Raw genomic sequence first — 17,338 nt, 5'->3', positions numbered from 1 at the left:
AGCCTACCTTCGCCGAAACCGAAAGCGGAATCATCCAATCGCCCACTACCCGCCAGAGATGCGAAAAACCCTGGTGCACTGGCATAGACGCCGATGCCCTCAGCTCGGCGACGAAATATCTACCATCGGCGAAATTTTGATTGCCAATGGATTGCTATCGCATATTCCGCAGGTTCCGAATGGTCCGGCTCCGCGAGACCGCCCGCACCGCCCGCGCCCGTGCGGCAAATGCGCGATGAGCGTGCCGGCGCCTCGCTCGTCCCCGGCCGGTCGTTCACCCGGCCGCCACCGGCACCCTCTCACCTCGCATACCGAAATCTCTTGCCGCCCAACGGCATACATCAGGACGCGGATCGACCGTTTCCGCAGCCACAGGAACGGACCGCGGACCACCGGCGCCGAACCCGCCGCGATCGAACGACCGTGCCGAACGCGAGCTAAGCCTCTTCGAGGGCCTCACCGATCTCGTGGGCGACGCGATTGTGCTGATCCTGTATCAGCCAATGCCCCGCCGCGAGGACCACCGCGACAGGCCATTCGATGATCTCCGCAGCGGCCAGAGCGCTCAGCGCGCCGTAATACGCCAACTGCTCGGGCCGCGGGATCCGAACCCGGCCGATCACCGGCAATTCGACCGCGAAACCCTGCGCAGCGAGCACACGATCGACGGCGTTCCGGTGGCCGTCGGATGACTTTTCGGCCATTTGTTGCCTCCAGGTCATTGTCTGTTCGATTCGTCGACGCCGAGTTTCAGCAGGGTATCGAGGGTGATGCATACCAACGCGAGCGTAGGGTCGGATCAGTTGGCCGGGGCCCTGACACAGGTGCTCACCGTGCCGATCCGGCAGTTGTACGCGGTGTTGTTGCGCGCCGGCTTCATCGAGGTCGTCGACTGAGCCCACCCGGCCGGTGACCGTCGACGGCGTCCCGGCAGCAGTTCGCCGACACGTCCACCGCCGGTTTGCGTCGGCACCTCGCCCGCGTGAGCGTCAACTTCTGCTCGGCGAGCGTTTACGGCTCGCGTTCTTGGACACAGGTTTCCGGGCGCCGCCACCGGGCTCTGCCGCGCGAGCACCGTCCGAGCGCGAATCGGCGTTCTGGTCGCGACTGCCCGCAGTAGGCGGCGGCAGCCTGCCCGATCGCTGTCCGAGCCGCTGGACCAGCAGAACAGCGCCGCCGACACCCACCAGAACGGGCCAGTCCACCAAACCCGTGACTCCGACCGCCCCCAGCGCCAGCGCGGCCGCCGGCGCCGAGTGACTGCCACTGCTCATCCCGTTCTTCACGCCGACCGCGGCTCCCCGCACGCCGCCGATCACGCCGTTGACAGCGGCACCGCCTACGGCCCCCGACGCGGCCACGGTTGCATCGGCCGTCCGGGCGATCATGTCCACCACGCCTTCGGAAATGTTCACAGCCACTCCGTCGCGTTCACCAACAGGACACCTACGAGTCAATCGAAGTTTACCCCGAGCAGGGCTCAGCGATAGACCCACATCACAAACGGTACCGATCTCACCGAGTCGGCGCGCCGAACAAGCGCCGCGCGAAGCACCCGGCGAATCCGCACGTGACGATCAGCCGTTCCGTCGCGGATTTCCGGACCAGGGGCGGGGTATCACCAGGGAGATCGACTCCACCGTCCGAGGAGCTACGGGCATGGGATGGTTCGACGCACCCGAGTACTGGTTCGGCCGGGAGGTTCTCGAACGAGGCACAGCGGCGGTCTACGTGCTGGCCTTCGTGGCGGCAGCCCGGCAATTCCGGGCACTGATCGGCACCCACGGGATGCTTCCGGTGCCACGGTTCCTCACCCTGCGATCGTTCGCGCGGGCGCCGAGCATTTTTCAACTGCGCTACTCGGACCGGTTCTTCGCCGCGGTGGCGTGGTCCGGGGCGGCCCTGGCGGCGGCGGTCTGCGCCGGCCTCGCCGATCTGGTGCCGTTGGCAGTGGCGATGGCGATCTGGTTGATCCTGTGGGCGCTGTATCTATCGATCGTCAACGTCGGCCAGGTGTGGTACGCGTTCGGCTGGGAGTCCCTGCTATTGGAAACCGGCTTTCTGACGATCTTCCTGGGTAACGACCGGGTGGCGCCGCCGGTGCTGGTGCTGTGGCTCGCGCGGTGGCTGCTGTTCCGGGTCGAATTCGGCGCCGGGCTGATCAAGCTGCGCGGTGACCCGTGCTGGCGCGACCTGACCTGCCTCTACTACCATCACGAGACCCAGCCGATGCCCGGGCCGTTGAGCTGGTTGTTCCATCACTTGCCCAAACCGTTGCACCGGATCGAGGTGGCGGCCAATCACTTCGCCCAACTCGTCGTCCCCCTGGGGTTGTTCGCTCCGCAGCCGGTAGCCGGCATCGCCGGCGCGATCATCCTCGCGACCCAGCTCTGGCTGGTGCTGTCGGGCAATTTCGCCTGGCTGAACTGGCTGACCATCCTGCTCGCCGCCGCCGCGATCCCCGATTCGGTCGCGGCCGCGGTGCTGCCGCTGCCGCACGCTCCGGCGCTCCCGGCAGCCGCGCCCTGGTTCACCGCCCTGGTCATCGCGTTCACCGTGCTGGTGGCGGTGCTGAGTTATCGTCCGGCGCGCAACCTGCTCTCCCGAGACCAGCGCATGAACGTGTCCTTCGACCCGTACCGCCTGGTCAACACGTACGGAGCCTTCGGCAGTATCCAGCGAATGCGCTTCGAGATCGTCCTCGAGGGCACCGACGAACCGCACATCACGGACCGGACGGTGTGGCAGGAATATGAATTCAAGGGCAAGCCCGGCGACCCGCATCGGCTGCCCAGACAGTGGGCGCCCTATCACCTCCGCCTGGATTGGCTCATGTGGTTCGCCGCGCTCGCACCCCACTCGCGCCCGCCGTGGCTGGTGCCGCTCGTGGTCCGGCTGTTGCGGAATGATCGGGCGACCGTGCGATTGCTCCGGCACAACCCGTTCCCCGAATCCCCGCCGCGCTTCCTGCGCGCACAGCTCTACCGCTACCGCTACACCACCCCCCGCGAGTTGCTGCACGAGCGATCGTGGTGGCACCGCACACTCGTGGACGCATACTTTCCGCCGATAACGCTCCAAAATATGCAGTCCAGGCCGTGATCGGCGCGTCGCGCAGGGACTCGATCGGCGGGCGACCGCTGGTCACGAGCGTCCTTGTCTTTGCGGGGTTTTGGTTGTTTTGGTTTGGTTGACTATAAATATATAGATGCGCATATGTCGGTACTAACGTGCATACTGTTCCGGATGACAATGGGCACGATCTACCGATCCCGCTCTCGCGGATCACGACTTTCCACACCAGGGATCCCCCACTGCTCTCCGAAGCCCCGGCCACCAAGATGATGAGTTGGCCCCCGACCGACCAAATGCGCAACGGTCTGAGCGCCCCTCCCCCGGTCAGTGCCCGAGGTGTGACCGCTACCTTTCCGACTACACCTGTGCATGCTGCATGTAGTGTGCATTAGGCACGCCGATTGGACTGCGCCCCTTGGCAGCTGAGTTCGACGAGACGCGACCGCACATCGATCGAACGACCGAACAGATGAGAACCGATATGGATGACTTCAGCCGGCGCTATGGCCCGGTCGCAGTGGTCACCGGCGCCTCCTCCGGCATCGGCCGCTCGTTCGCGACCCGATTGGCAGCGCACAAGCTCGATCTCGTGCTCGTCGCTCGCCGACTGGACAGATTGCGTGAACTCGCCGAGCAACTGAGCACCGAACACGGCATCCGGGTCACGGTCCAGCAGGCCGACCTGGCCGATCCCACGGCCGCGTCCCGGATCGTGGCGGCGATCTCGGACCTGGATGTGGGACTGCTGATCAGTAACGCGGGTTTCGGGGCGAAGGGACCGTTCGAACTCGGCGACGCCGGGACGCTCGCGGACATGATGACGGTGAACTGCCATACCCCGACACAATTGGCGCACGGCCTCGCCCCGCGATTGAAGCAACGCGGCCATGGCGGAATCGTCTTCACCAGTTCGGTCGAGGGCTTCCTCGGCTGCCCCTTCTCCGCGGTCTATTCCGCGACGAAGGCTTATGTGAACGCACTCGGCGAAGCCCTCTGGGGCGAACTGACACCGGCGGGCGTGGACGTGCTGACCCTGTGCCCCGGCGCGACCGACACCGAGGCTCCGCGGCTGCAAGGCATCGACCCAGCGGCGCTGCACGACCTGATGGCCCCCGACGATGTCGCCGCCTCCGCCCTGGAACACCTGCGCAGCGGACCCATCCACGTGCCGAGCGAACACTACCGAGGACAGTTCGAACAACTCCTGGCCATGCCACGCGACCAGGCACTCACGGCCATGGCGAAGGCCGTGCGGACCTCGCCCGAATGATTCAGGCGCTCGCACGCAGGTGCGCCGCGACCCGCACCGCGGAATTCACCTCGCCTTGGCCGCGGTAATCGCCGACGCGCTGGACGATCTCGAAGAACAGGTCCGCCCCGACGGTCTCGGTGAACAGCTGGAAGTACTCACCGCCACTGTCGGCGTCGTAGAGAATGCCGAATTCGCGCATCCGCCCGAGGATTTCGGTGTCCAGATCGAAACGGGCGGCCAGATCGTCGTAGTAGTTCGCCGAGATCGCCGGGCGGCGATGGCCGAGCGAGACGAGTCCGGCGGCGGTGGCGAAGATGTCGGCGCAACTGAACGCCACATGGCTGACGCCCCCGCGCCGGATCGCGGGGGGATGCTCGAGGCCGGCCGGGCAGCCGGGCGCCATGTTCAACGAGATGCGCACCGGCGAAGCGGATCCGGTTCCGGCCATGGTGAGCGATTGGCTGCGCAACTGCCCGACCGAATCGGGAATGTCCACGCCCTCGCTCGGCTGCATACCGAACACCGACCGCAACCGCAGCATGATGCCGTCCCAGTCGTCCGGCCGCACCGCCAGGGCCACATGGTCGACGCCGGTCAGCAGGGACGGTAGCGCGAGCGGCTGCGGCTCGGGTTCGAAGGCTGTGCGCCAGGCTGCCCGGCTCGCCGGTCCACGCAGATCGATCGAGGTGGTCCCGGTCACCCGCAGCCGGACCACGTCGGCGGTATGGTCCTCGAATTCGCTTGCCGCACCCGGTAATTCGACCTCGTGTGCGGGCACTTCCAGGGCCAGCGCCCGCGCTTCCCAGGCGTCCGGATCCGCGGAGCGGATCCCGATCTGGGACAGCACCGGCAACGGCGTCCCCGGAGCAGGCGCGGTCCACGCGGTGTCCGGGGTCGCGTCCACGGCCACGGTCAGCTCCCCGTGCCGCCACAGCTCGAGCTCGTGGTCGCGGTGCCGCCCGGCGTACCCGAAGCCGAGGCTGCCCAACATCGTGCGCAGTTCGCCGGCGCGATCGGGTCCGGCGGCGAGGCGCAGCGACACCACGCCATCGATACCTGGGCGAGCCGGAGGCACGAAAAGCCCTGCGCTGTCCGGCATCCGGGCCGCGACCTGTTCCTGCAGGTACCGCAGCGAGCGGTGCGCGTCGGCGGCGATGCGCGCGGTCGAGGTCTGGCGGAACACGTCGTTGAAGATCTCCAGCGACCAGGGCCCGGCATAACCGGCGGCATACACGTGCGCGCCGAACGCGGCCAGGTCGAAGGTGCCCTGCCCGGGGAATTTCCGGTAGTGCCTGCTCCACTGCAGCACGTCCATCGCCATGACAGGGGCGTCGGCCAGTTGCAGGAAGAAGATCTTCTCCCCCGGGATGTCGCGAATTCCCGAGGGATCATCGCCCCGCGAGAGGATGTGGAAGCTGTCCAGGCAGGTGCCCAGCGCCGGATGATCCACCGCCGCAACGATATTCCAGGCATGCCGGTAGGTGTTGACGTGTGCGCCCCAGGCCAGCGCCTCGTAGGCGATGCGCAGGCCACGGCGGTGCGCACGTTCGGCGAGCCCGTGCAGTTGCGCCGCGAGATGGTCGTCGTCGCGCACCGCGCCCGGCGACGGAGACGAGCACACCAGGATCGTGTCGCAGCCCAGCCGTTCCATGAGGTCGAACTTGCGTTCCGCGCGAACGAGGTTGCGCGCGTACTGCGCCTCGTCCGTCGAATCCAGGTCCCGGAAGGGTTGGTACAGATCGATACTCAGCCCGAGGTCCGCGGCGCGTGCCGCCAGCGCGGCCGGGCTGAGCGCCGAGCCGACGAAATCGGGCTCGAAGATCTCGAGCCCGTCGAATCCGGCCGCCGCGATCGCGGTCAGCTTCTCCTCCAGCGTGCCGCTCAGCGACACCGTGGCGATGCTCGTGCGAATCATTTGGCCGCCAACGCTTCCCGCGACAGCAGCGCATCCATGTGCGCGGCCATTCGCTCGGTGTCCGGCACGATGCCGGTGAATATCTCGAACGCGTCGGCCGCCTGATACACGGCCATTCCCGCGCCGGTCAGCGCACGCGCCCCGGCCGCGCGCGCCGCTCGGACCAGTTCGGTTTCCACCGGGCGGTACACCACCTCGGCCACCCACAGGTCCGGGCGCAGCAGCTCGACGGGCAATGCCATTCCGGGATGTTCGGCCATCCCCATCGGCGTCGCGTGCACGAGCCCATCCGCGTGCTCGAGTACCTTCGCGAGCCGGTCCGGCGCGGCAGCCCGCACTCGACGGTCCGGGAAGTGGCCGCCGAGCGTCGCGGCCAGTTCGCCGGCCCGGCCGGGATCCGCGTCCACGAGAGTGAGTTCCCGCGCGCCCCGGTCCAGTGCGGCGTACCCGACAGCTGCGCCCGCACCGCCGGCCCCGAGTTGCACCACCCGGTCGAACCGCACGCCGGGCAGGCCCCGGTCGAGCGAGCGGCGGAATCCGGACCAGTCGGTGTTGTGTCCGATCGCCCGATCTTGTTCGAACAGCACGGTATTGACCGCGCCGAGCCGCACGGCCTGGGGTGACAGCTCGTCGAGCAGTTCGACGACCCGCTGCTTACACGGATGCGTGACGTTCAGGCCCCGGTACCCCTCCCCGCGCACGCGCTCGAACAACGCGGGCAGATCATCGACGGTCAGCTCGAGTTCGGCCAGGTCCAGGACCCGGTACTCGTAGTCCAGTCCGTGGTGGCCGCCCTCGGCCATATGCAGCGACGGCGTCAGCGAGGCGCCGATTCCGGTTCCGATCAGCCCACAGAGCAGCGAAGACATCCGGGCGCCTCCTTATGTACGGAACGGTTAGTTAATTGCAGCATACTACGTCACTCGGGACTGCGACAGCGCCGCGGCGATGTCGCACCGACAGCGGATACAGTAACCGAATGTCGCCGAACCGGACGGATACCGCGCCCGCGCCGAAGCGGCGGCGCAACAAGGACCTCACCCGCGAGGACATTCTCGACATCGCCACCGCGGAATTCGCCGACAAGGGCTATTCCGGTGCGCGCGTGGACGATATCGCGCAGCGCACACACGCCACCAAGCGGATGATCTACTACTACTTCACCGACAAGGAAGGGCTCTACCGGGCCGTCCTCGAGCGCTCGTACCGCTCGATCCGGGAGCTGGAGCAGACCCTGGACATCTCCGGGCTCGAGCCGATCGCCGCGATCCGCGCACTGGCCGAGCTCACCTTCGATCACCACGAGCGACATCCGGAGTTCATCCGGATGGTGGCGAACGAGAACATGCTGCGCGGCGAGCACATCCGGCGCTCGCCGATGCTGGCCGGACTCGGCGCACCGGCCGTGGATCTGCTCACCCACATCCTGCACCAGGGCCAGGACGAGGGCCTGTTCCGCACCGACGTCGACGCCCTCGACGTGCACATGCTGATCAGCAGTTACTGCGTGTTCCGGGTGGCCAACCGATACACCTTCCAGGCCTTGTTCGACCGCGATCTGACCGCGCCCGACCTGCGCGAACACCTGCGCACCATGCTGGGCGACGTCGTGGTGAGCTTCCTGCTCGCCCGGGACTGAGCCGACACCGCGCCGCGGCCGCACCCCGCATTCCGCCCACCGTCACCGCCCGCTATCCGGCGGGCGGTGACGGTGGAAGCGCCTGTGGCCGTGGCGAGTTCGACGCCCGCGCGGTCACCCGAATCGGTCGCCGAACTCATCCCCGCACCCCAGCGTTTCCACGCTCGAATCGGCCCAGGAATCCTGGAGCTGTCAGGAAGTGCAAAGTAGGACTACTGGCGTGATTTTCCCAGGTGCCGGTAGATAGTGGGGCGGGTGACGCCGAATTCGGCGGCGATCTGGTCGACGGTGTAGCGGCGCTTGCCGCGTTCGTCGAGTTCGTTGTACATCTGCCGGGCCAGCGCCACCTGCCGAGGGCCGAGTTTGAGTTTCTGCCCGCCGCTGCGGCCGCGGCCGCGGGCTGCGGCCAGCCCGTCACGGGTGCGCTCGGACATCAACGCGTGCTCGAATTCGGCTATCGCGCCGAGGATTTGGAAGAACATGCGGCGGACGGCGGTGGAGGTGTCGATGCCCTGATCGAGCACCACCAGATCCACACCCCGCTCCGGCAGCGTCTTGGACGGCTCGATCAGGTGCTCGAGGGAGCGGCCGAGCCGGTCGAGTTTGGTGACCACGAGTTGGTCTTCGGGCCGGTTGGCCACCAGCAGCGCCTTGCTCAGTTCGGGGCGGGAGGCGAGTTTGCCGGAGGCATTGTCGATGAAGATCTGCTTGCATCCGGCGGCGATGAGCGCGTCGTGTTGAGCTTCGGGGTGTTGGTCGCGGGTGGAGACCCGCCCGTAGCCGATTCGCATGGCGCGGAGTGCATTGCGAACCCCCGACAGGTTGACGTTGGCGCGGACACGGCAACCTTTACCGATTTGGCGGGATCCGACCTGCGGGAATCTTCAGCACCCCAAAGTGTCTCGTGAACGTTCGTATCCGGACGCTGATGCCAGTTATCCGACGTCACCGGGCCCGGAGGCCGTCGAGGATGAGTGAGACGACCGCTGTGGATTCCGCTTCGGTCTCGGGGGAGTCCCATTCCGCGGCGTGTGTCGGATCGTGGAAGCGGCTCGTCGCGTTCAGGACGGCCCGTGCGATTATTTCCGGCTCGCCCGCAACGAAGTCGCCGGCGACGACACCGTCGATGATGATGTCCCGCAATTGGGCGAGCAGGAAGCCGACATGGTCGCTGGACACGACGCTGTGTTCGGCTGCAAGCACTCCGAAGGTGGCGAACAGCTCCGGGTCCGCCCCGGCTTTCGCCCATTTCATGGCGAACATAGTGGTGAGCAGTGCGCGCAACCGCTCGGCCGGAGGAAGTTCGGAGTTCTGCGCCACGATGGCAAGTTCGTTTCGCACCTGGTCGAGCCAGCGCCGGATCACGGCCTCGCGCAGCGCGGACTTGGATGCGAAGTGCCGATACACGCTGCCGTGGCTCACGCCCAGCTGCCGTGCGACGTCGAGCACAGTCGTCTTGTCCGGACCGTGTCGGCGCAGCAGCTCCTCAGTCGCCGACACGATCGTCTCCGCGTCGAGCGGCTCCCCGCGCATCCGGGCCTCCTTCTCCGCTGGTCACGTCATCAGCCTCGCGAACCTATGTCGCCACCGAGTCGGCTGTCAAATACTGTCGCCCGGCTGACAACTATTGAAATCTGTCATTACAAGTCTATAAGGTGGGGCATCACACCGCCACCGACCAAGGAGACTCGTCATCAACACCACCGCTTCCCTTGCCGGCCGCTCCATATCCCGGATCGGCTACGGCGCGGCCCAGCTCCCGCGGCTGCACGACCGCCACGACGAGGCCGTCGCCTTGCTCCGACGGGCCGTCGAGCTGGGTGTCAACCATGTCGACACCGCCGAGTTCTATGGCTTCGGCTTCGCCAACGCCGTGATCCGCCAGGCCCTGCGCCCCGAGGACGACGTGCTGGTCGTGACCAAAATCGGCGCCGACCCCAACCCGGCCGGGCCTGTGCCGCTGCGGATCGCCCAGCGGCCCGCACAGTTGCGGGCCAGCGTCGAGGACAACCTGCGCAGCCTCGGGGTCGACCAACTCCCGGTGGTCAACCTGCGACGCCTGGATACCGGCCCCGGACTGCGTCCCGAAGGCGACCAGGTGGTCGACCTCGACGACCAGCTGGCGACCATGACCGCCCTGCGTGACGAGGGCAAGATCGGCACGATCGGACTGAGCAGCGTCACCCTCGACGGCCTGCGCCGCGCCCTGCCGGCCGGCATCGCCTGCGTGCAGAACACCTACAGCCTCGTCTCCCGTGACGACGAGGACACACTGCGGCTGTGCACAGCCGAGGGCATCGCGTGGGTGCCGTTCTTCCCACTCGGCGGAGGATTCCCGAGCCTGCCCAAGGTCGTCGATGAGCCGGCCGTGCAGGCCGTCGCCGAGTCCCTGGAGGTGACCCCGGCCCAGGTCGGTCTCGCTTGGCTGCTGCACCATGCGCCGGATATCCTGCTCATCCCCGGCACCGGCGACCCCGCCCACCTCGAGGTCAATATGGCGGCCGGCGAGATCACTTTCGACGCGCACACACTGGCCACCCTCGACGCCGTCGAGTCCCGCTCCAGCAACATCGCGATCGGCGTGGCGTCGTGAAGGCCGTCGTTTACCGCGACAACGGCGGTCCCGACGTTCTCCAACTCGTCGATCGTGAACCGCCCGTGCCCGGTCCCGGCGAGGTCCGCGTCCGAGTGGCCGTGTCCGCGGTCAACCCTGCCGACTGGCAGGCCCGCGCCGGCCAGGCCATGGCGTTCCCGGAGATCACCCCGCACCTGGACGGTGCCGGTGTGATCGACGCTGTCGGTGCGGGGGTCGATCGGAGCCGGGTCGGACAGCGGGTGTGGCTGTTCATGGCCGCAGCGGGCCGACCGACCGGCACCGCCGCGGAAGTCACCGTCGTACCGGCCGGGCAGGCCGTGCCACTACCGGACGAGGCCGGTTTCGATGTCGGCGCCGCCCTCGGTGTTCCCGCACTGACCGCGCACCGCGCACTCACCGTCGCCGAAGACGGACCGCGCCGACTGCGGCCCGGCGCGCTGGCGGACAAAGTGGTGCTCGCCGCGGGCGGGGCCGGCGCGGTCGGGCACGCGGTGATCCAGCTCGCTCGCTGGGCCGGTGCCACCGTGATCAGCACGGTCAGCAACCCCGAGAAGGCACGCCTGGCCACCGCCGCCGGCGCCCACCACGTGGTCAACTACCGCGAGGGCGACCCCGCCGCCGAGATCCGCGCGATCGCCGCTGACGGCGTGGACATCGTCGCCGAGGTGGCACTCGGCACGAACCTCGCCCTGGACCTGGCCGTGCTGCGGCCACGCGGCACCATCTCGACCTACGCCAACGACGGTGGTCATCCGGTCGAACTGAACGTGCCGCAGAACATGGTGCGCAACACCCGCATGCAGTTCATAGTGCTCTACACCGCCGGTCCCGACGCCCGCGCCGCGGCCATCGCGGACGTCGCCGCCGCCGTCCACGACGGCGCCCTGCCGGTCGGCGAGGAACACGGCCTGCCCCTGGTCCGCTTTCCCCTCCACCGCACCGCGGACGCCCACCGGGCAGTCGAAGGCGGCGCGGTCGGCAAGGTCCTGGTCGACGTCACGCCGCAGGTGATCGGTCCAAGTCCAGGCGGGTGTTCATGTCGAGGCGGAATCGTCCGTAAGGATTGATGTTGGACCAGAACAGCGGACTCAGGGCGCGGCGTTCGTGCTCGCCGACCAGGTCGTGGAACTGCGGATCCGCTAGAACGGCTTGTAGCAGAAGGGTATTGCAACCCGCTGTTGATCTCCCGCCGCAGTTCCTCGGACGCCGGATAGTCACAGGCGAAGATCGTGCGGACCGCCCGCCCCAACTCTTCGAGGGCCTGATAGGTGGGGTGTTTCGGGCCACCGCGGGTGAACCGGCGCAGGATCGACTCCGACTCGGCAGTGCCCAGCCGCAACGCGGTCGCGTACTTGACCATCTGGTCGTACTGCTGCGCGATCAGCTCCCAGCGGATCGGGCGGGTCAGCACCGGCCCCAGCGCCCCGTAGACACTGGTGTCGTCGGGCCGATACAGGCGGATACTGCCGATGTTCTTCAACCGGGGCAGCAGTTGAACCCCAGCAGTTCGGTGAAGGCGACCCTAACCACCGAAGCGCCATGGGTGTCAACGTAATTCGACTCGATCTCCGCGTCGGTGCAGTGCCGCAGCAAGCCCTTGATCATCGCCGCCACCTCCGACGACGAACACGACTTCAGCTGGGAGTAGATGCAGACGCGGTTGCGCTCCACATGCCAGTAGATCATCACCCCGGGCCCGCCGTAGCGCTGGTGATATTGGGTCATCAGGTTCGACTCCCACGACCCGAACTTCTTCGAGTCGCTCGCACACGCGGTGCCCGCACCCCACCAGTTCGGGTCTCGGGCGGCGAAGGTCGCGTTGGCCAGCTTCGTGGTCGCACGGCGCAGGTTGTCGCGAGTGATGAAGTGTCGGCGCACATGCCGCAACGCCGCCTCGGACTCGGAATGCTCACCGGTGTTCACGATCGCCCGGATCCCCATGTTCGTCCCCAGCGCGAACAGGTCCACAAGGAGTCGTCTTCGCAGCGTGTCACGGTCGATCACCTCACGGGAGGCGACCGAGGTGAACTCGGCGGTGAAGTCGGTGAGAAAGTCTGCGTCCTCGAGGACATCGAGGAGATCGAGAGTGCCCCAACGGCTTGCGACCTCAGCTTTTGATCTTCTCCAGGTTCTCCGGCTCGGGTTGTTTCTCGAGCTTCGGCACGCTGATCCACTGCTCGCCACGCCGCCGCGTCAATCGCACTCCGCCCGTGGTGTTCTGGGCCAGGCCGGTGTCCAGACGATTCAGGGCCTGGCTCATCCGCTGTTTCAACCCCGCGATGAACTCGGTCGGGTCGAGTGGCTGGCGGATCGCGGCGTAGTGCACCTCGCGGGCGGTGTCGAAGTCTCCGGGCAGGTCGTCTTCGGGGTTGCGCCAGCGGTTGCCGTCGATACTCGCATACCGGGCCAGCAGTTCCGTCGCCACCATGACCGGCCGGTAGGCGCTGTTGTTGCTGCGAAAATCCAACGCCGCCAACAACGCCGGAAGCATGCGCCGATAGTGATTCGAGTACGAACTGCGCAACACTGTCCGTACTCGCGCCGCGAACACCTGGTCGTTGGCTTTCGCCTCTTTCACCAGCTCCCGCAGCGTCTTCTCACCCACCACCGGATACAGGGCTTCACGCACAATGTCGTCGGGCCCTTCTCCACCCGCCGATCCGCTCGCGCGCCGATCCTGTGCACCAACTCGATCAGCAGATCCACCAGCGCATCGGTGATCTCCGCCGACCGCACCCAGCACAACGCCGCCAACAAGGTCAGCAACTGCGCAATCGACCTCTCGCTCAGCCGCGAGACGGTTCGTTCACAAAACCGTTCTCGAACGTCGCCCGCGCCGACCCGATCAGCCGGTCGATCCGCCCAGGCGCCGTCGGCTCGATCCGCTCGCTACGACAGCGCACCAATACAGCCTCACGCAGTTGCTCCTCACGCAACTCCACCGGACACACCTCCGCAGCCAGCCAACCGGTGAGCTTGTCCTCATCACCGACACTGAACTCACGGAAGCCGAACGCTTCCCGGATCTGCTCGCGGTGGTATTTGGCCGACCGGCCCGACCACGGATAGTCGTCGATCTCGACAGGGTCGACCTTCAACTGGTCGGCCATGTAGGCGACCGCCACGGCCGGGAATTCCTCCGCACCCCGGGGAAACCGAGCTTCCAGCTCGAAGAATTTCAGGAATAGCCCAAAGCCCAGACGTGTAGCCCCAGACTTGTTCCCCACCAACTGCCAGTCGCTGCCGACCAGCGTCCACGACCCCACCAGATCCTCGGGCGACCACTCCTGACGCACGCCCGGTCACGCTAGACCAAACCCGCTGCCACCGAGGCTACTTTGCACTTCTTGACAGCTTCAGGATTCCGGGGCCGAATCGCATCGGCGGCCACCCCTATAGCCGTTATGAACTATCTAGTTAATACTATTGCCATACACGAGTGATGGAGGTTACAGTGCATTCGGTCGCATGACGAACATGTGTTTGTATTGCGAACGCCCAGCAAGGCGTCACCCGCAGGGCGCAGACGCGACAATCACGCCCCGGCAGCGGCAGCTCCGGCGAGATATGCCGGGCTCCACACGGCCGACGCCGCACGGCGTCGAGTTCCGCGGCGCAGTGCACCGTGCAAGCGCAACGGCACTAGGCAACGAAGTACAGATGGATCAGGAGTCAATATGCCCGCCAGTGTCGACGCGCACCGCACCGCACCCACCCCGCCCGACACCGCACGCGTCACCCGTGCCGCGATCGCCAGCTTCCTGGGCAGCACCCTCGAGTACTACGACTTCTACATCTACGCCTCGGCGGCGGCGCTCGTGTTCGGCAAGGTGTTCTTCCCGGCCTCGAACCCGGCCACCGGCACGTTGCTGTCCCTGGCGACCTTCGGTGTCGCCTACATCGCCCGACCGGTCGGCGCGGTGATCCTCGGACATTTCGGCGACCGCGTCGGACGCAAGCGGATCATGCTGCTGACCGTCACCGCGATGGGATCCGCGACCTTCCTGATCGGCTGCCTGCCGTCCTATCGCGCCGCCGGTGTGCTCGCGCCGATCCTGCTGGTGATATTGCGTGTACTGCAAGGCATTTCCGCGGCCGGTGAGCAGAGCGGCGCCGGATCGCTCACCATGGAACACGCACCGGCGGGCCGACGGGCCTTCTTCACCAGCTGGACCCTGACCGGGACGCAGGCCGGATTCATTCTCGCCACAGTGGTTTTCCTCGTGGTGGCGGATCTGCCCGACCGGCAGCTGGTCAGCTGGGGCTGGCGAATTCCGTTCTGGTGCAGTCTCGTCGTGGTGGTCCTCGCCTACGTCGTGCGACGGCGACTCGAGGAGCCCGAGGTGTTCCGGACCGAGCAGCGCAACGACGCGATCGCCGAATTCCCTGTCGCACAGCTACTCCGGACCCAGCCGGTGGATCTGCTGCGGGTGGTGCTGTGTTCGTTCATCGCGGTGGTCAGCACGGTGTTCGCGGTGTTCGGCCTGGCCTTCGCCACCGGTCACGCGGTCGGGGTGTCCAAGACGACGATGCTGCTGGTCGCGGTCGCGGCCAATGTGCTCGCGCTGATCCTGCAGCCGCTGCTGGCGATACTGGCCGATCGGATCGGACGGCGCCCGGTCTTCATCGGCGGTGTGATCGGTTGCGGCATAATGGTTTTCGTCTACTTCACCGCGATCATGTCCGGTAACACGCCGCTGATCTACCTGGCGGCGCTGGTTCTGATCGGGGTGTGCTACAGCGCGCCCAACGCCGTGTGGCCGACGTTCTACGCCGAGATGTTCGCCACCCGGGTCCGCTTCTCCGGGATGGCGATCGGCACCCAGATCGGTTTCGCCCTGGCAGGATTCGCCCCGACGATCGCCTGGACACTGGTCGGCGACAGCCGCACCGACTGGCTCCCGGTGGCGATACTCGTCGCGATCACCTGCGCCCTGTCCGCCACCGCGGCATTCACCGCGCGCGAAACCTACCGAACCCCGGTCACCGAACTCGGCGTGCCTGCCGTCCGCTCCGAATAGCGGGACACAACTGCTCGGCGGCTGTCGGAGTCGATGCGGGTCCGCGAGCGGCATCGACTCCGACAGCCGCCGGCGAAGGTGACCGGGACCGGTCACCCGGTCCGTACCGGCAAGCCTGCATACGACTTCGACGACCCGGTCCGGGTGCCCCGGGGAGGCCGCCGCACGAATGAGACGTGGTGGCCTCCCCGGGGCGTGTACCTCGTCAAGGCGAGACTCCGAGCGGCTGCGGGGTGGCCGTGTCCAGTCCGCCACTGTCGAAGACGATGCCCGTACCTATCGTTGCCGATGCCGCGGCGGCCGCACGCACCCACTGATCCACCGCGCTCCGGAATACCGCCAGGGTCGTCCGGACGCACACCCGAGCCGCCCTGAGCGCGATCGTGGCACCTGGAGTGCGCGGCTTTGTAGCCCTCCCCTGCTTGTCTTTGCTTTTTGCGGTTGGTTCGACTGGTAGATTATCAATGTATAAATGCGCATATGTCGATAACGATGTTTTTAATCTCAACCGAACTCCCCCACCGGACAACGACGGTCGCCGGGGCCGCGGCGATCCCGATCGGGCTTCACCTCCAAGCCGCCCATCAGGCGATGCCCCCGGCGGACGACGTGCCCCTGCTCAGCCGGCCACGCGCTCGAATACCGCGGCCAACCCCTGTCCCCCGCCGATGCACATGGTTTCCAGCCCGTAGCGGCCTTCGCGGCGGTCCAGTTCGCGCAGCAGCGTCGCCAGGATGCGGGCGCCGGTGGCGCCGACCGGATGGCCCAGCGAGATGCCCGAGCCGTTGGGGTTGAGCCGCTCGTCATCGGGCTCGAGCTTCCACTCGCGCAATACCGCCAGGGTCTGCGCGGCGAAGGCTTCGTTGAGTTCGATGACCGACATATCGTCGAGTGAGAGGTCCAACCGCGCCAGCGCCTTCGCGGCGGCCGGCACGGGTCCGATGCCCATGGTGCGCGGAGGCACTCCGGCCACCGCCCAGGAGGCGAGGCGAGCGAGCGGCCGCAGTCCCAAGGCCCGGGCCGTGTCCGGGGTGGTGACGATGCAGAGGGCGGCGCCGTCGTTCTGGCCACTGGCGTTTCCCGCGGTCACGGTCGCGTCCGGATCGATCGCCGAGCGGATGGGGCGAAGTTTCGCGAGGGCCTCGACGGTGGTGTCGGCGCGGGGATGCTCGTCGGTGTCGACGAGGATCGGCTCCGATTTCCGTTGCGGCACCGGCATTGCGACGATCTCTGCGGCGAATCGGCCGGACCGCTGGGCGGCGACCGCTCGCCGATGCGACTGGACGGCGAGGGCGTCCTGGTCGGATCGGCTGATGGAGTATTCGGCGCGCAGGTTCTCCGCGGTTTCGATCATGCCGCCGGGGACGGGAAAGTCCTTGCCGCCGGCCGTAATTCGGGCTCGGGCCAGCCGGTCGTCGAGCCGGACGCCGTCACCGCGCACGCCCCAGCGCATGTCGGTGGCGTAGAACTCCGCGCGGCTCATGGATTCCGCCCCGCCCGCCAGGACCAATTCGCTACCGCCGGTGGCGACCTGCATACAGGCCTGCAGCACCGCCTGTAGACCGGACCCGCAGCGCCGGTCCACCTGCATACCGGGTATGCCGACCCCAAGACCCGCGTCCAGGGCGGCGACACGGCCGATGGCCGGCGCTTCACCGTTGGGCGAGGCTTGGCCGAGGATCACGTCATCGATCCGATCGGCGGGCAGGCCGGTGCGGGCGAGCAGTTCGGTGATCAGGGTCGCGGCCAGGGTTTCAGGCGCGATGTTTTTGAACACTCCCCCGAACCGGCCGACCGGAGTGCGGAGCGGTTCGCAGATGACGGCGTCGTACATGGGACT

Annotated in this window: 16 protein-coding genes and 1 pseudogene; 7 read left to right on the top strand and 10 right to left on the bottom strand. The window is 67.1% G+C overall.

The window, feature by feature from the left end:
* Positions 1-437: 437 nt before the first annotated feature.
* Positions 438-704 (bottom strand): hypothetical protein, encoded by a 267-nt coding sequence (locus tag AC5WS7_RS05975; RefSeq protein WP_495953298.1) that lies wholly within the window; start codon positions 702-704, stop codon positions 438-440.
* A 66-nt stretch (positions 705-770) separates the two neighbouring features.
* Between AC5WS7_RS05975 and AC5WS7_RS05970 the strand changes: the two genes are divergently transcribed.
* Positions 771-896: an Rv1535 domain-containing protein gene (locus AC5WS7_RS05970; protein WP_495953756.1), complete on the top strand. Its 126-nt coding sequence runs from the start codon at positions 771-773 to the stop codon at positions 894-896.
* A 93-nt stretch (positions 897-989) separates the two neighbouring features.
* Here AC5WS7_RS05970 and AC5WS7_RS05965 read toward each other — a convergent pair whose 3' ends face one another.
* The gene (locus AC5WS7_RS05965) at positions 990-1,388 is read right to left on the bottom strand and encodes a hypothetical protein (protein ID WP_495953755.1); all 399 of its coding nucleotides are present in this window, start codon (positions 1,386-1,388) and stop codon (positions 990-992) included.
* 271 nt (positions 1,389-1,659) lie between these two features.
* On the opposite strand from AC5WS7_RS05965, the gene AC5WS7_RS05960 reads away from it, so the two are divergent.
* Complete coding sequence (locus AC5WS7_RS05960; protein ID WP_495953297.1) at positions 1,660-3,102, top strand: lipase maturation factor family protein; 1,443 nt, start codon at positions 1,660-1,662, stop codon at positions 3,100-3,102.
* 454 nt (positions 3,103-3,556) lie between these two features.
* Positions 3,557-4,345, top strand: a complete 789-nt coding sequence (locus AC5WS7_RS05955) for an SDR family NAD(P)-dependent oxidoreductase (protein ID WP_495953296.1) — start codon at positions 3,557-3,559, stop codon at positions 4,343-4,345.
* Position 4,346: 1 nt separating this feature from the next.
* Here the strand turns inward: AC5WS7_RS05955 and AC5WS7_RS05950 are convergent, their stop codons facing one another.
* Both AC5WS7_RS05950 and AC5WS7_RS05945 read right to left on the bottom strand, forming a co-directional pair.
* Complete coding sequence (locus tag AC5WS7_RS05950) at positions 4,347-6,242, bottom strand: sugar phosphate isomerase/epimerase and 4-hydroxyphenylpyruvate domain-containing protein (RefSeq protein WP_495953295.1); 1,896 nt, start codon at positions 6,240-6,242, stop codon at positions 4,347-4,349.
* Positions 6,239-7,111, bottom strand: a complete 873-nt coding sequence (locus AC5WS7_RS05945; protein ID WP_495953294.1) for a shikimate dehydrogenase — start codon at positions 7,109-7,111, stop codon at positions 6,239-6,241. The genes AC5WS7_RS05950 and AC5WS7_RS05945 overlap by 4 nt, the downstream gene beginning before the upstream one ends.
* A gap of 110 nt (positions 7,112-7,221) precedes the next feature.
* Here AC5WS7_RS05945 and AC5WS7_RS05940 point away from each other — a divergent pair, with 110 nt between their 5' ends.
* Entirely contained in the window at positions 7,222-7,881 is a 660-nt protein-coding gene (locus AC5WS7_RS05940) for a TetR/AcrR family transcriptional regulator (protein WP_495953293.1), read from the top strand.
* Between the two features lie 212 nt (positions 7,882-8,093).
* On the opposite strand, the gene AC5WS7_RS05935 is transcribed toward AC5WS7_RS05940, so the two are convergent.
* Both AC5WS7_RS05935 and AC5WS7_RS05930 read right to left on the bottom strand, forming a co-directional pair.
* Positions 8,094-8,672, bottom strand: coding sequence for a recombinase family protein (locus AC5WS7_RS05935; protein WP_495953292.1), 579 nt, complete (start codon positions 8,670-8,672; stop codon positions 8,094-8,096).
* 154 nt (positions 8,673-8,826) lie between these two features.
* Positions 8,827-9,414 carry a TetR/AcrR family transcriptional regulator gene (locus AC5WS7_RS05930; RefSeq protein ID WP_495953291.1) on the bottom strand — a complete coding sequence of 196 codons (588 nt, stop codon included), beginning with the start codon at positions 9,412-9,414 and terminating at the stop codon, positions 8,827-8,829.
* A gap of 160 nt (positions 9,415-9,574) precedes the next feature.
* Here AC5WS7_RS05930 and AC5WS7_RS05925 point away from each other — a divergent pair, with 160 nt between their 5' ends.
* Both AC5WS7_RS05925 and AC5WS7_RS05920 read left to right on the top strand, forming a co-directional pair.
* A complete protein-coding gene (locus AC5WS7_RS05925) occupies positions 9,575-10,474 on the top strand; it encodes an aldo/keto reductase (RefSeq protein ID WP_495953754.1) in 900 nt (299 codons plus the stop codon).
* Positions 10,471-11,544: an NADPH:quinone reductase gene (locus AC5WS7_RS05920; RefSeq protein WP_495953290.1), complete on the top strand. Its 1,074-nt coding sequence runs from the start codon at positions 10,471-10,473 to the stop codon at positions 11,542-11,544. Before AC5WS7_RS05925 ends, AC5WS7_RS05920 begins: the two co-directional genes overlap by 4 nt.
* 161 nt (positions 11,545-11,705) lie before the next feature.
* Here the strand turns inward: AC5WS7_RS05920 and AC5WS7_RS05915 are convergent.
* The 3 genes and pseudogenes from AC5WS7_RS05915 to AC5WS7_RS05905 all read right to left on the bottom strand — a co-directional run.
* Positions 11,706-12,661: pseudogene (locus AC5WS7_RS05915) on the bottom strand (Tn3 family transposase); the annotation flags it as partial.
* On the bottom strand, positions 12,585-13,106 hold the full coding sequence (locus tag AC5WS7_RS05910) for a hypothetical protein (protein WP_495953289.1): 522 nt from the start codon (positions 13,104-13,106) through the stop codon (positions 12,585-12,587). The gene AC5WS7_RS05910 and the pseudogene AC5WS7_RS05915, both read right to left, overlap by 77 nt.
* 157 nt (positions 13,107-13,263) lie before the next feature.
* Entirely contained in the window at positions 13,264-13,773 is a 510-nt protein-coding gene (locus tag AC5WS7_RS05905) for a DUF4158 domain-containing protein (RefSeq protein WP_495953288.1), read from the bottom strand.
* Between the two features lie 381 nt (positions 13,774-14,154).
* Between AC5WS7_RS05905 and AC5WS7_RS05900 the strand changes: the two genes are divergently transcribed.
* Positions 14,155-15,498: an MFS transporter gene (locus AC5WS7_RS05900; RefSeq protein ID WP_495953287.1), complete on the top strand. Its 1,344-nt coding sequence runs from the start codon at positions 14,155-14,157 to the stop codon at positions 15,496-15,498.
* 619 nt (positions 15,499-16,117) lie between these two features.
* Here the strand turns inward: AC5WS7_RS05900 and AC5WS7_RS05895 are convergent.
* Complete coding sequence (locus tag AC5WS7_RS05895) at positions 16,118-17,332, bottom strand: acetyl-CoA C-acetyltransferase (RefSeq protein WP_495953286.1); 1,215 nt, start codon at positions 17,330-17,332, stop codon at positions 16,118-16,120.
* Positions 17,333-17,338 lie beyond the last annotated feature (6 nt).

The sequence above is a fragment of the Nocardia sp. PLKS1-43 genome, assembly GCF_059510335.1.
The sequence above is the reverse complement of the archived record's forward strand: the minus strand, read 5'-3'. Positions and strand labels throughout refer to the sequence as shown.